The organism is Bacillus sp. PK6-16 (assembly GCF_056530295.1).
This window is the reverse complement of sequence record NZ_CP096511.1, coordinates 4,082,580-4,096,358: the sequence shown is the minus strand read 5'-3', so window position 1 is coordinate 4,096,358 and position 13,779 is coordinate 4,082,580. Positions and strand designations below refer to the sequence as shown.

Here is a 13,779-nt window from a genome sequence, read left to right as displayed (position 1 = left end):
GAGGCAAAGATGAAAACATTGTTAGAGGTAAAAGATTTACAAGTCTCCTTTGATACACATGCAGGTGAAGTACAAGCTGTACGCGGCGTTACTTTTGATTTGAAAAAAGGAGAAACATTGGCGATTGTAGGAGAATCTGGTTCAGGGAAATCAGTTACTTCTAAAGCGTTAATGGGATTAATTCCGAATCCTCCTGGACGCATTAAAAATGGTGAAATCGTATTTGAAGGTCGTGACTTAACGAAATTAACAGAAAAAGAAATGCAGCAAGTACGCGGTAAAGATATCGCGATGATTTTCCAAGATCCAATGACATCATTAAACCCAACGATGACAATTGGAAATCAAATTATGGAAGGTCTAATTAAACACCAAGGGATGAGTAAAGCAGATGCACGTAAAGTTGCTTTAGAATTAATTGACCTTGTAGGTATTCCAAATCCAGAAGCTCGTTTAAAACAATATCCTCACCAATTCTCAGGTGGTATGAGACAGCGTGTAGTTATTGCGATGGCGTTAGCTTGTAACCCGAAATTATTAATTGCCGATGAGCCGACAACAGCGCTAGACGTTACGATTCAGGCGCAAATTTTAGAACTTATGAAAGACATTCAGCAAAAAACAGAAGCAGCAATCATTTTCATTACGCATGACTTAGGTGTAGTAGCAAACGTTGCGGACCGAGTGGCAGTTATGTACGCTGGTAAAGTTGTTGAAATTGGAACTGTAGATGAAATTTTCTACAATCCGAAACATCCATATACTTGGGGCTTAATCGCATCTATGCCAAGTTTAGATGGTTCAGAGGAAGAGTTATATGCAATCCCTGGAACGCCTCCAGATTTATTGAAGCCGCCAAAGGGGGATGCTTTTGCACCACGTAACCCGCAGGCACTGAAAATTGATTTTGAAATGGACCCACCTTTATTTAAAGTAAGTGATACGCACTATGCGGCAACTTGGTTACTTCACGAGCAAGCTCCAGAAGTAAAACCGCCGGCAGTCGTTGAAAAACGCATTCTTCAAATGAAAGCAGGTGAACAACATGACTAAACAACGTGAGAAATTAATTGAAGTAAAAAATGTAAAGCAGCACTTCGACGTGAGTGGTGGTGTTGTCAAAGCGGTTAATGATATTTCATTTGATATTTACCGCGGAGAAACATTTGGTCTTGTAGGAGAATCAGGTTGTGGTAAATCGACAACTGGAAGAACAATTATTCGTTTATATGATGCAACTGCTGGTGAAGTATTGTTCGATGGTGAAAACGTACATGGTAAGAAATCACGCGCAGAACTGAAGAAATTCAACCGTAAAATGCAAATGATTTTCCAAGATCCATACGCATCATTAAATCCTCGTATGACAGTAGGGGATATTATCGCAGAAGGTATTGATATTCACGGATTAGCGAAAAGTAAAAAAGAGCGCATGGACCGTGTTCATGAACTATTAAACACAGTTGGTTTAAATAAAGAGCACGCAAACCGTTTCCCACACGAATTCTCAGGTGGACAACGTCAGCGTATCGGTATCGCTCGAGCGCTTGCTGTAGACCCAGAATTTATCATTGCCGATGAGCCGATCTCAGCACTTGACGTATCGATTCAGGCGCAAGTTGTAAACTTACTGAAAAAGTTACAAAAAGAAAAAGGTTTAACATACTTATTCATCGCCCATGATTTATCAATGGTAAAATACATTAGTGACCGTATTGGTGTAATGTACCGTGGCCAAATCGTTGAGTTAACAACAAGTGATGAATTATATGCGAATCCAATTCATCCATATACGAAATCACTATTATCAGCGATTCCACTTCCAGATCCAGATTATGAGCGCAATCGTAAACGTATCGTATATGATCCATCACAGCATAATTATGGTAGTGAAGCACCAACAATGCGTGAAATTCGCCCAGGACATTTCGTACTATGTTCGGAAGCGGAGTACAAGAAATATAAAGAGATTTATCAATAAAAAAAAGAGCCATTCTTCTGTTATGGAAGGATGGCTCTTTTTCTACTATATAAAAGAATTGTATACATTTGTCGGTCAGTCGATATATTTAAAGAATCGCCGATATAAATCTCATGTATCGTTAGTGATATCCATATGCAAAATTACTGAACTTGAACAGAAACATTCTCCTCTTGTTCTTCAGGTTTAACAAGTGCATAACGCTCCCATGCTCTACTTTTCCAGCGGAAGAACATAATAATGGCACGTGTCCATTCGTCGATGGCGATTGCTAGCCAAATACCAACGAGCCCCATATCTAAATGAAAGGCGAAAAAGTAACCTAGTGGTAAACTCATTAACACCATAGAGAATGCACCGATTAAAACAGGATATTTTGCATCACCAGCTGCACGAAGTGAATTGATGATGACGATGTTCATCGTACGTCCCGTTTCAAGTAGTACACTTAGTAAAAGAACACTTGCGCCTAACCCGATAATGTACGGATTATCTGTAAACAGTCCCATTAATTGTGTACGGAATGTAATAACGAGAGCGACCATACATAAAGTTACACCAATCGCCCATTTTACACTTTTCCACAAGCGTTCGTATGCTTCATCTTTTTCGCCACCACCAACGAGGCGGCCAATAATAATGGCTGTTCCCATACCAATTGCAATAGCGAATAAATAAGTGAACATAGAAATGTTCGTAGCGTATTGTCTAGCCGCTAACGATTCCGTTCCTAAATATGTTGCATAGTATAAGAAGACAATTTGACAAGCTTGATACATAACTTGCTCAAAAGCAGATGGAATCCCGATTTTTAAAATTTTCCCGATATATTCTTTTGATAGGGTGAAATAATATTGTAATTTTACACGATATTCCATAACGCGGTATAGTAACCAGAAGAAAACAATAAGCGCTATAAGTCGGCTGACAGCAGAAGAAATGGCAGCCCCTTGTACACCGAGCTCAGGGAAACCAAATTTCCCGAAAATGAGTACGTAGTTTCCAGCGATATGAATCATATTCATTCCGAGTGAAATAAACATCGCTTGCTTTGTAAAACCGTGTACACGGATAATTGCGGCTAATGAGTTAATAATAGCTTGTAGGAAGATGGCTCCTCCGACGATAGATAAGTAGTTTTGCGCATACGTTAGTACATCGCCTTGTAAGTTCATTGCGAGCATCATATGTTTCGAAAATAAAAGAAAACCAGCGCTTATAACGAGCCCAACTATTAAATTTAATGTGACGGCTAATGCTGATATTTTAGATGCTTCCATAAAGCGTTTGGAACCGAGGTATTGAGATACGACGATAGCTGCGCCGTTCCCGATGACTTCTAGTACCAAAATAGCGATATGGAGGTATTGATTCGCTGCACCAACCCCAGATACAGCATCGTCTGATAATGCACTTAACATGAAAGTATCAGCGATCCCCATTAACATAAAAAGAAAAACTTCTAGAAAAATAGGCCATGTTAATAAGAATAAACTTAATTTCTCAGTAGGCCCGTTTTTTGCCTGAATTGCTGCCATGTCCGTCCCCTCTTTACCGATATCTATTTTTAGCAAAATGTATCGTAACATACTTTCTTAACCTTTGCACTCATTTTAGCCTACATATTTTTATTATGAAGAGAGTGCTATTTTATGATAAAAACAAAAGGATAATTATACATAAAGTATTATGAGATATAAAATTCATTTTTCTCTGATAATTTAGAAAAGTATAAAAAATATTGTTTTTAACACTTTAGTAAGAATAATCAGCAATATGAAACGTTTACAAAGATTTATTTTTTAACAGGAAATTTTAATGAAATAGAAATATAAATATACAAAAAATATATTTGTGTGTATAATATGAATTATTAGAACATATATATATTTCTTTCTGTTTGAAAATGAAAGGGCTAACATTTTTGTGGAGGGTGGAAGTATGAAAAAAAAGATGCCAGTTTTTGTAGTATCAACAGTAGCAATGAGCATGATGTTAGGGGCATGTAGCTACCAAAAAGATGAACCGCAAGCGAACGCAAAAGGGGATAGCGGGAAAAGCGGTGCGAAGCAAGTTATTAACTTAATTGAAACGCAAGAAATTCCAACGATGGATCCAGCGTTATCAGCTGATGCAGTTTCTTCAAGAGTAATGGGTAATACGATGGAAGGCTTATACAGTTTAGGAAAAGATGATAAGCTAGTTCCTGGTGTAGCGAAGGAATTCCAAAAATCAGAAGATGGTAAAAAATATACATTTAAATTACGTGAAGACGCAAAATGGTCAAATGGTGATCCTGTGACGGCAAAAGATTTCGTATACGCATGGCAAAGAGCGATTAACCCAGATACAGCTGCGAAATCAGCGTACATTATGTATGATATAAAAAATGCAGAGAAAATTAATAAAAAAGAGATGAGTCCGGATCAATTAGGGGTAAAGGCGATTGATGATTATACATTAGAAGTGGAATTAGATAATTCAATTCCATACCTTGTAGATTTAATGGTATATCCAATCTTCTATCCTGTGAATGAAAAGTTTGTGAAAGAGCAAGGTACGAAGTTTGGTTTAGAAGCGAATACAACGCTTTATAACGGACCATTTACATTAAGTGATTGGCAACATGAACGTAGCTTTAAAATGACAAAGAGCGCGTCATATTGGGACAATAAAGAAGTGAAGATTGAAGAAGTAAACTTTAATATTGTAAAAGATACATCTACGCCAATTAACTTATATGAAACAAATGCAATTGATCGAGCGTCGTTATTAGCGGAGTTTATTGATAAATATAAAGGAAAACCAGATTTCCAAACAGTAGAAGATACATCTGTATTCTTCCTTCGTTTAAATCAAAAAGATCCAGCTTTAGCAAATAAAAATATTCGTAAAGCAATTTCACTTGCTTTTGACCGTAAGCCATTCGTGGATACATTATTAAATAACGGTTCTAAGCCAGCAACAGGATTAATTCCTGATAACTTCATTAAAGGACCAGATAAAAAAGATTTCCGTGCTGTAAACGGGGATATTGTAAAACCAAACGTGAAAGAAGCGAAGAAATATTGGGAAGCTGGTAAAAAAGAACTTGGTAAAAATGAAATCGAATTAGAATTATTAAATGAAGATGTAGAGTTATCAAAGAAAACTGGTGAATATTTAAAAGGTGAATTAGAAAAGAATTTACCAGGTTTAACAGTAAAAATTAAACAACAACCATTCGCACAAAAACTAAAATTAGAAGATGCGGGCGATTATGTCATGTCATTCTCTGGATGGAGTGCGGACTTCCCAGATCCAATTACATATCTTGATATGTTTGTAACAGATGGGTCACAAAATAAGATGAAGTACTCTAATCCAAAATACGATGAAATCATTATGAAGGCGAAAAAAGATGGAAGCGATGTAAATGCTCGTTGGAAGAACTTATTAGAAGCTGAAAAAATGTTACTTGATGATGCTGCGATCGTTCCAGTATATCAACGTGGTAGAGCATATTTACAAAGAGATTCAATTAAAAATATGTATAACCATAAATATGGCGGCGATTTAAGCTTTAAATGGGCGTCAGTAGAGAAATAAGAAAAAAAGCAGGTGATCGCCTGCTTTTTTTTTAATACGTTCGTTTCTTATAAATGCCTTTTCCGCCAACTTGGTTCCAGCCAGATTGTACACCCAAACTTTTGTTAACAAACTTCATTTTTTCTTTTCCACCAAAGAGCTTTTCGCCGATGCTATTTGTAATGACACCAATCAATGCTGTTATTCCGATGATGAGGGCAGCAACCGTAATAAAATCAATAAAAAAAGCAATCATTTGAAAACTCCCCCTTTGCCTGTCTGTATGTTTATTGTATGAGATAAAAAATAAAAAAGAAAGAAATGTCAGAAAAATATTTAATTTACTTTAGAAATCGTGTAGACAGGAGGGAGGATATTTGTTAAAATGAGAACAAACGTTCCTTTTTATTCTCATTTGTATAGTCTTACATTTCTTAATTGATTTATCAAGAAAAAGTAAGAAAACGTTCTCCTTTTCATAGGGAAGATTATAGATAAATAACTATATATTATATGAAAAATCTATGAGAAGTGAGTAGTAAAAGGATTGAAAGTTATTGTTAAAGTACAGCTGAAGTGAGCGTAATCATGTTACATAGCAGTGAAATGCACGGAAGAGTTTTCTCAACTAGCAGGAAATTTACTGTATATTTCTTGCAAAATCTATTGTATAATGATTATAGAAGTTACTTATTAAAAGTAATTGTTGTTTATTATAAGTTGTTGCTTACATGAAATGCGATTTTTGTACTTTTCAATAAGACAAGTTATCGCGAAAAATTGCTGAAGTTAGAAATTAAAACTGTATTTAGTACAGAATTTGTACTCTTTAAGGAGAGTGAGCTTTGTATGGTAACATTATATAGTTCTCCAAGCTGTACGTCTTGTAGAAAGGCGAAATTATGGCTAGAGGAAAATCATATTCCCTATACAGAACGTAATATTTTCTCAGATCCATTAACGATTGAGGAAATTAAAGAGATTTTACGTATGACAGAAAGCGGAACGGATGAGATTATTTCTACTCGTTCGAAAGTTTTCCAAGAATTGAATGTAAACTTAGAGTCTTTACCACTTCAAGATTTATATAAGATGATTCGTGACTATCCAGGGATTTTACGTCGTCCAATTATGATTGACGAAAAACGCCTTCAAGTTGGTTACAACGAAGACGAAATTCGTCGTTTCTTACCACGTACAGTAAGAACGTTCCAATTACGTGAAGCACAACGTCTTGTAAATTAATTATAATAATATGAAAACCTTCTACCTATTATATAGTAGAAGGTTTTTTTTAATGTTTCACATTGCGTAATCGAACTTGTTGTACGATAAAGCCGATGCATAAAATAGTGAAAATGAACAAATAAGGAATGCTTGTAGTGAAACTTGGATTGTTATGAAAAAAGGTTGCAAGTCTGTCTTCATGTGTAACCATTTTTCCTGCAGTATAGGCAAGAATCGCTGCACCGCAATAAATGAGGAATGGAAATCGTTCCATAAGTATTAAAATAAGTTTGCTGCCCCAAATAATAATCGGGATAGAAATGAGTAAGCCGATTATGACGAGTAAAAATCTCCCGTGAGCTGCACCTGCAATGGCAATAACATTATCAAACCCCATAACGAGATCCGCGAAAACAATTGTCCGCACAGCTTGAAATAAAGTTGTTTTTCCTTGAATAGAAGAAAGATCGTTGCTATTATCGGTTAATAAATTGACTGCAATTAATGTAAGTAAAACCCCGCCAATCAATTGTAGAAATGGAATGTCGAGTAAATAGACAGCTAGTATAGTAAGGATGATTCTTAGTACAATCGCTAAAAGAGTACCGATCAAAATAGCCTTATTTCGTTTCGATTCAGGTAAATTTCGGCTAGCTAGTGCGATGACGATTGCATTGTCACCACCTAATACAACATCGATACCGACAATCATTAGTACGGATGTTAAAAACTCTAAGTCCATTCGTCTGCCTCCATTTATGATGTTTTAATAAGCGAACTATATGTATGTGATGAAGAAAGTTGTTGTTAGATAATCTCTTCTAATAGAAGTTTCACTTTATTACAGTGTACGGGGGAATGTGGAAATGTATGTCCAAATTTTTTGTAAGTAAGAAATCGCTATAATAATATATTTATGTAGTTTATCGAGTAAAGATAGGCATATAACTATTTTTGTAAAATAAATCGATTTTATTTCCATTCTGGAGAATCTTATCATAAAATGAGAGTACAAGAATCTATTGATTTGTCATATGAGTGGGGAATCCCTTCATAACAATTCTAAGCAGGAAGGGAGAGTTGTATTTTGGATATTGAAAGAATTAATGATCATACGATGAAATTTTTTATTACGTACATTGATATAGAGGATAGAGGATTTAATCGTGAAGAAATTTGGTATGATCGCGAACGAAGTGAAGAGCTCTTTTGGGAGATGATGGACGAAGCTCGTGATCATGACGATTTCTTTATTGATGGACCGTTATGGATTCAAGTGCAAGCAGTCGATAAAGGGATTGAAGTACTTGTCACGAAAGCAGAGCTTTCAAAGGACGGACAAAAGCTGGAACTACCGATAGGGGTAGACAAAATTATAGATATTCCTCTAGATGAAGGCATCGAATCATTATTCCAACAAGAATTAGTCGAAGAGGTAGAAGAACAAACAGGAACAAACTTTAATGAAGATGGTACGTTTGGCTTTTTAATTAAATTTAATGATTTTGAAGATGTCATTTCATTAAGTCATCGTCTTATCTTTGAAGATATAAAAGATGAGCTGTATTCATTTGAGGACCGCTATTATGTATATGTGGAATTCGATGAAGTGCTACATGATGAAGAAGAAATCGATCGTATTTTAAGTATTATTTTAGAATATGGAGAAGAATCAACTTTAACAATTCATCGTGTAAGTGAGTATGGAAAACAAATTGTGAAAGAGCATGCGCTTGAAACGATTCGCAATAATTTTCCTGCTAAAACGTAGGCCGATTTCTGTAGTATGAAATCGGCTTTTTATATGAAGAATAGGAAAGCTTTCTTAGTTAGGAGGTAAGAGATGAAAAATACGTTAAAGCTGATTTTCTTTATACTGCTATTGTTCGCATTATTTGTTTCGTTACGTATGTTTATTGATGTAGCATTTTATTCAGATGTGATTGGGATAAAAGATGTTTCGATTTTAGGTATTATTAGTATTTTATTTACAGTATCTGCGTTTTTAATTGGTTGCGTTATTTTCTTAGAAAATCGACATCCATCTAAAACACTTACATGGTTAATTGTTTTAGGAATTTTTCCGGTATTTGGTTTCTTTGCTTATTTATTATTTGGACAAAATTTTCGAAGAAAAAGAATGTTCCAAAAGAAGGCGTTACTTGATGAACAGGCGTTTTTACAATATAAAGGGCATGAAGATTACGAAGAACGAATTTTACGCAATCATAAGCATCAAGAACTGTTATTTCGTTTAGCGGATCGATTAGGAGCTTTAAATATTTCATTTCAAACTGAAACGAGGACATTAACAAATGGAGATGAAACGTTTCGGGCTATTTTAAATGGGTTAAAACGAGCGAAACATCACATTCATATGGAATATTACATTGTGCGTGATGATAAATTAGGAACAGAAATTAAAGATATTTTAATACAAAAATCGAAAGAAGGCGTTGTTGTTCGCTTTTTATATGATGCGGTTGGAAGTTTTAAGTTATCGAAATCGTATATTGAAGAATTAAACGATGCAGGTGTAGAAATGATTCCATTCTTTCCTGTGCGCTTTCCGATTTTAAACGATAAGATTAATTATCGAAATCATAGGAAAATTGTTGTGATTGATGGGAACGAAGGGTTTGTAGGCGGATTAAATATCGGTGATGAGTATTTAGGGAAAAATAAATATTTTGGCTTTTGGCGAGATACGCATTTGTATTTACGTGGTGAAGCGGTTCAAAGTTTACAACTTATTTTCCTTCAAGACTGGTTTTATATGACTGGAGAGGCTGTGCTAGCCCCAGAATATTTACAAGCAAAAGCAGTTGAGGGTGATCATTGGGGAGGAGTGCAGCTAGTTGCAGGTGGCCCCGATAATAAGTGGGAAACGATTAAGCATTTATATTTCGCAATGATCGCTTCTGCTCGGAAATCAATTTGGATTGCAACGCCGTATTTTATTCCGGATGATGATATTTTATCCGCATTAAAGGTTGCTGCACTTGCTGGTATTGATGTTCGTTTATTAATGCCGAGTAAACCGGATAAGCGTACTGTCTTTTACGCATCGAGATCGTACTTCCCAGAGCTTTTAGATGCAGGAGTAAAGATATATGAATACGAAAAAGGTTTTCTTCATAGTAAAATTGTCATCGTTGATTCTGATTTAGCTTCAATTGGGACAGCTAATATGGATATGAGAAGTTTTCATTTGAATTTTGAAGTAAATGCCTTTTTATATGATACAGATAGCATTCGAAAACTTGTTCAAGACTTTAAAGATGATTTAGAAGAATCAAGTGAAATTCATGGTGATCATTTTCATAAAAGACGTCTTCATAGACGAATTGTTGAATCAACGTACCGATTATTATCACCTTTATTATAAAAAGAGATGTCCGAAATTGGGACATCTCTTTTTTAAAAGGAATTTGTAACAAATTGTAGAATATAAGGAGCTGAAAGGGTGTGATTACGATATTTATCGCTAAAAGAGAAAACGGTGAAAAAATTCATTTACTCTATAATTGTAATGAAGAGCTTTTGCGCCGTATGCGTCAACAAGAACGATTCTTTTGTGTAGCTTGCGGAAAGGAAGTGCAAATGAAATTAGGGAAACAAAAAAGTTGGCATTTTGCTCATAAAAAAGTGGATTCATGTCTTGCCTTTTATGAAGCGGAATCAAAGTATCATATGCATGGTAAAGAATTGTTATATAGATGGTTCAAACGTCAAAACTTTCAGGTGGATATAGAGTACTACCTCCCAGAAATTAAGCAACGACCAGATGTTTTTGTAGAGAGGGCGGGTAGAAAAATTGCAATTGAATACCAATGTGCAAACCTCGCTATAGAGCAGCTGTACAAAAGAACATATTCGTATTGGCAAACTGGTATACAGGTCATTTGGATCGTTGGTGGAAATCAATTGAAAAAGCAATCTGCATATTGGATGAAATTTTCCTCACTTATGGCTTTCTCCTTACAATCTTATCCTCAGCCACTTCTTATTTTCTTCTGTCCGAAACAAAAATCATTTATGAAATGTGCATTTGTCACTCCCTTTTCTACAAATGTTTTTTTCTCACATACTATATATTTACCAACTGATGCGACTACTTTTGAAATGCTTTTTTCTCCTGTTCCTTTCGGGAAAGAAAGATTGGGTGAAGAGTGGAAGAAGAGAAAGAAGAACTTTCGCCAAAATGCCTTACCGATTTGGAATTATAATTATAAGTCATTATTACGCCTCTTATATCAATTTAAATGTACCCCAGCGAGCTTTCCTTCTGAAATTGGTGTTCCACTCCCTTCTGCATTTGCTTTTCAAACAAACCCATTTATATGGCAAGCTTTTCTATATATGAAGTGTATAGGGGAGCTTGCAGTGGGAGAGTGTATTTCTCTTCAATACGTGTGTAGTTATGTAAAAAGGTATACGAAAAGGCGGACACTTCCGTACTTTTCGCAGCACATATGGAAAATGGCAGTTACTGAATATATGACATTTTTATGCTATATAGGTGTTTTACGTAAAGTGGGAACTTATACGTACCGAAAAATAAGGGATGCCGTGATGTTAAAAACAGAGGAGGAAATTATGAAACATGATGAGATTTGCTTAATACATGCGCTAACTTTATTTGAGGCAAATTTTAACATGAGAGGAGGAAAAGCGGATATAATAAAGAATGATTGTGAAGGAATTACATAAGAAAAAAACGAATTGTACTTAAGTAGAGATATTTAAAGGAGGACTTAAAGAATGTCTGAACAAAACAAAGCGAAAGCATTACCAGATCGCAACGAGATTGAAGAAGCAAGTACGTGGCGATTAGAAGATATTTTCCAAACGGATGCAGAATGGGAAAAAGAATTCCAAGCTATTAAAGAGCTATTACCGAAGTTAACTGAATTTAAAGGGAAACTTGGTGACTCTGCGGACAATTTACTTGAGGCATTGCAATATGAAGATGAAATATCAATGCGATTAGGTAAGTTATATACATATGCTCATATGCGTTACGATCAAGATACAACAAACTCTGTATATCAAGCATTAAATGATCGTGCAACAAATTTATATTCACAAGTATCTAGTAGCACAGCGTATATTGTGCCTGAAATTTTATCGATTTCAGAAGATACACTGCAAACATTCTTGAAGGAAAATAGAGATTTAAGTGTATATGAACATGCATTAGAAGAAATTACACGTCAACGCCCGCACGTATTATCAGAAGCTGAGGAAGCTTTATTAGCGGAAGCATCTGAAGTAATGAGTTCATCAAGCAATACATTCGGTATGTTGAATAACGCGGATTTAAAATTCCCATCTATTAAAGGGGAAGACGGAGAAGAAATAGAAATTACACATGGCCGTTACATTCAGTTTTTAGAAAGTGATGATCCTCGTGTTCGCAAAGATGCATTTAAAGCTGTATATGAAACGTATGGAAAATTTAAAAACACATTCGCAAGTACGTTAAGCGGAGCAGTAAAACGTAATAATTTCAATGCGCGTGTTCGTAAATATGATTCTGCTCGCCAAGCTGCACTGAGCAATAATAATATTCCGGAAGCAGTATACGATCAACTCGTTGAAACAGTAAATGACAACTTACATTTATTACACCGTTACATCGATATTCGTAAGCGTGCACTAGGACTTGATGAGCTTCATATGTATGATTTATATACACCACTTGTACCAGAAGTGAAAATGAATGTGAAATACGAAGAAGCGCAAGACCTTTTATTAAAATCTTTAAACGTACTTGGTGATGAATATGTTGATATTTTGAAAGAGGCATATGAAAATCGCTGGGTAGATGTGTATGAGAATAAAGGAAAACGAAGCGGGGCATATTCATCTGGTGCATATGGAACAAATCCGTATATTTTAATGAACTGGCATGATAATGTAAATAATTTATTTACACTTGCTCATGAGTTTGGTCATTCGGTGCATAGTTACTATACAAGAAAAACACAACCGCACGTATATGGTGATTATTCCATCTTCGTAGCAGAAGTGGCATCTACTTGTAATGAAGCACTTCTAAATGATTATTTATTAAAAACGACAGAAGATAAGAAAGAGCGTCTATATTTATTAAATCATTATTTAGAAGGGTTCCGTGGTACTGTGTTCCGTCAAACGATGTTTGCAGAGTTTGAACATATTATTCATAAGAAAGTACAAGAAGGACATGCTGTTACGCCAGACATGTTAACGGAAATTTACTATGATTTAAATAAGAAATATTTCGGTGACGCTTTAGTAATCGACGAAGAGATTGGTTTAGAATGGTCTCGTATCCCACACTTCTACTACAACTATTACGTATATCAATACGCAACAGGATTTAGTGCAGCGACAGCTCTATCTAAACAGATTTTAGAAGAAGGACAACCAGCAGTAGAACGTTATATTAACGAGTTCTTAAAAGCAGGAAGCTCTGATTATCCAATTGAAGTGCTGAAAAAAGCAGGAGTAGATATGGCATCTCCTGAACCAGTAAAAGAGGCGCTACAAGTATTTGAAGAGAAATTAAATGAATTAGAAGCATTATTATTTGAAGAAAAGTAATGAAAAAAGACGAGGGATTGTATCCTCGTCTTTTTGTTGAATAGATTCAATGTCGATATTTGTCGGAGAGAAAGGTGAATTTCTTTGTTTTTCTAACTGAAAGGATAGTTTTACGACTGATTTTTAAAATTAAAACCCTTTGAATCGTTTTTTATAATTGAAATAAGAGAGAGTGATAACGATGATTCCGAATAAAAGAGGTAAGGCAATAATTTTAGGAAAAGCTTGTAGTAGAGAGAGGATGTACAAGAAAAAAGAAACGATGACAGCTAGAAAGAGAAGAGCAATATAAGATTTTTTCATAAATAAACCCCCTAAATGACCTTTTTTATAGCTTATTCAAAAATGAAAACGTTTAGAATGTGACAAAAGTGTGAAATTCGACAAAAGGGGTTGTCATCTGACGTCGAATC

The 13,779-nt window shown here is 35.2% G+C and carries 12 protein-coding genes; 8 read left to right on the top strand and 4 right to left on the bottom strand.

Annotation, left to right across the window (positions count from 1 at the left end; genetic code table 11):
* Positions 1-9 precede the first annotated feature (9 nt).
* Complete coding sequence (locus M1D66_RS21005) at positions 10-1,053, top strand: ABC transporter ATP-binding protein (protein ID WP_000854346.1); 1,044 nt, start codon at positions 10-12, stop codon at positions 1,051-1,053.
* On the top strand, positions 1,046-1,981 hold the full coding sequence (locus M1D66_RS21000; protein WP_000166348.1) for an ABC transporter ATP-binding protein: 936 nt from the start codon (positions 1,046-1,048) through the stop codon (positions 1,979-1,981). Before M1D66_RS21005 ends, M1D66_RS21000 begins: the two co-directional genes overlap by 8 nt.
* 143 nt (positions 1,982-2,124) lie before the next feature.
* Here the strand turns inward: M1D66_RS21000 and M1D66_RS20995 are convergent, their stop codons facing one another.
* Positions 2,125-3,570 carry an MATE family efflux transporter gene (locus M1D66_RS20995; protein WP_002164600.1) on the bottom strand — a complete coding sequence of 482 codons (1,446 nt, stop codon included), beginning with the start codon at positions 3,568-3,570 and terminating at the stop codon, positions 2,125-2,127.
* A gap of 352 nt (positions 3,571-3,922) precedes the next feature.
* Here M1D66_RS20995 and M1D66_RS20990 point away from each other — a divergent pair, with 352 nt between their 5' ends.
* Positions 3,923-5,569: a peptide ABC transporter substrate-binding protein gene (locus M1D66_RS20990; protein ID WP_000728609.1), complete on the top strand. Its 1,647-nt coding sequence runs from the start codon at positions 3,923-3,925 to the stop codon at positions 5,567-5,569.
* A gap of 31 nt (positions 5,570-5,600) precedes the next feature.
* On the opposite strand, the gene M1D66_RS20985 is transcribed toward M1D66_RS20990, so the two are convergent.
* Complete coding sequence (locus tag M1D66_RS20985) at positions 5,601-5,804, bottom strand: hypothetical protein (RefSeq protein ID WP_000559972.1); 204 nt, start codon at positions 5,802-5,804, stop codon at positions 5,601-5,603.
* A gap of 593 nt (positions 5,805-6,397) precedes the next feature.
* Here M1D66_RS20985 and spx point away from each other — a divergent pair.
* The gene (gene spx, locus M1D66_RS20980) at positions 6,398-6,793 is read left to right on the top strand and encodes a transcriptional regulator Spx (RefSeq protein ID WP_000258267.1); all 396 of its coding nucleotides are present in this window, start codon (positions 6,398-6,400) and stop codon (positions 6,791-6,793) included.
* Positions 6,794-6,842: 49 nt separating this feature from the next.
* Here the strand turns inward: spx and M1D66_RS20975 are convergent, their stop codons facing one another.
* Positions 6,843-7,517 (bottom strand): TerC family protein, encoded by a 675-nt coding sequence (locus M1D66_RS20975; protein ID WP_000362607.1) that lies wholly within the window; start codon positions 7,515-7,517, stop codon positions 6,843-6,845.
* 345 nt (positions 7,518-7,862) lie between these two features.
* Here M1D66_RS20975 and mecA point away from each other — a divergent pair, with 345 nt between their 5' ends.
* The 4 genes from mecA (at position 7,863) to pepF (ending at position 13,366) form a co-directional block, all read left to right on the top strand.
* Entirely contained in the window at positions 7,863-8,546 is a 684-nt protein-coding gene (mecA, locus tag M1D66_RS20970; protein ID WP_000350713.1) for an adaptor protein MecA, read from the top strand.
* A gap of 72 nt (positions 8,547-8,618) precedes the next feature.
* Positions 8,619-10,163 (top strand): cardiolipin synthase, encoded by a 1,545-nt coding sequence (locus M1D66_RS20965; protein WP_000799194.1) that lies wholly within the window; start codon positions 8,619-8,621, stop codon positions 10,161-10,163.
* An 80-nt stretch (positions 10,164-10,243) separates the two neighbouring features.
* Entirely contained in the window at positions 10,244-11,488 is a 1,245-nt protein-coding gene (locus tag M1D66_RS20960) for a competence protein CoiA (protein WP_242554759.1), read from the top strand.
* 51 nt (positions 11,489-11,539) lie between these two features.
* Positions 11,540-13,366, top strand: a complete 1,827-nt coding sequence (gene pepF, locus M1D66_RS20955; protein WP_000003348.1) for an oligoendopeptidase F — start codon at positions 11,540-11,542, stop codon at positions 13,364-13,366.
* Between the two features lie 129 nt (positions 13,367-13,495).
* On the opposite strand, the gene M1D66_RS20950 is transcribed toward pepF, so the two are convergent.
* Positions 13,496-13,669 carry a hypothetical protein gene (locus tag M1D66_RS20950; protein WP_000750355.1) on the bottom strand — a complete coding sequence of 58 codons (174 nt, stop codon included), beginning with the start codon at positions 13,667-13,669 and terminating at the stop codon, positions 13,496-13,498.
* Between the last annotated feature and the right edge of the window lie 110 nt (positions 13,670-13,779).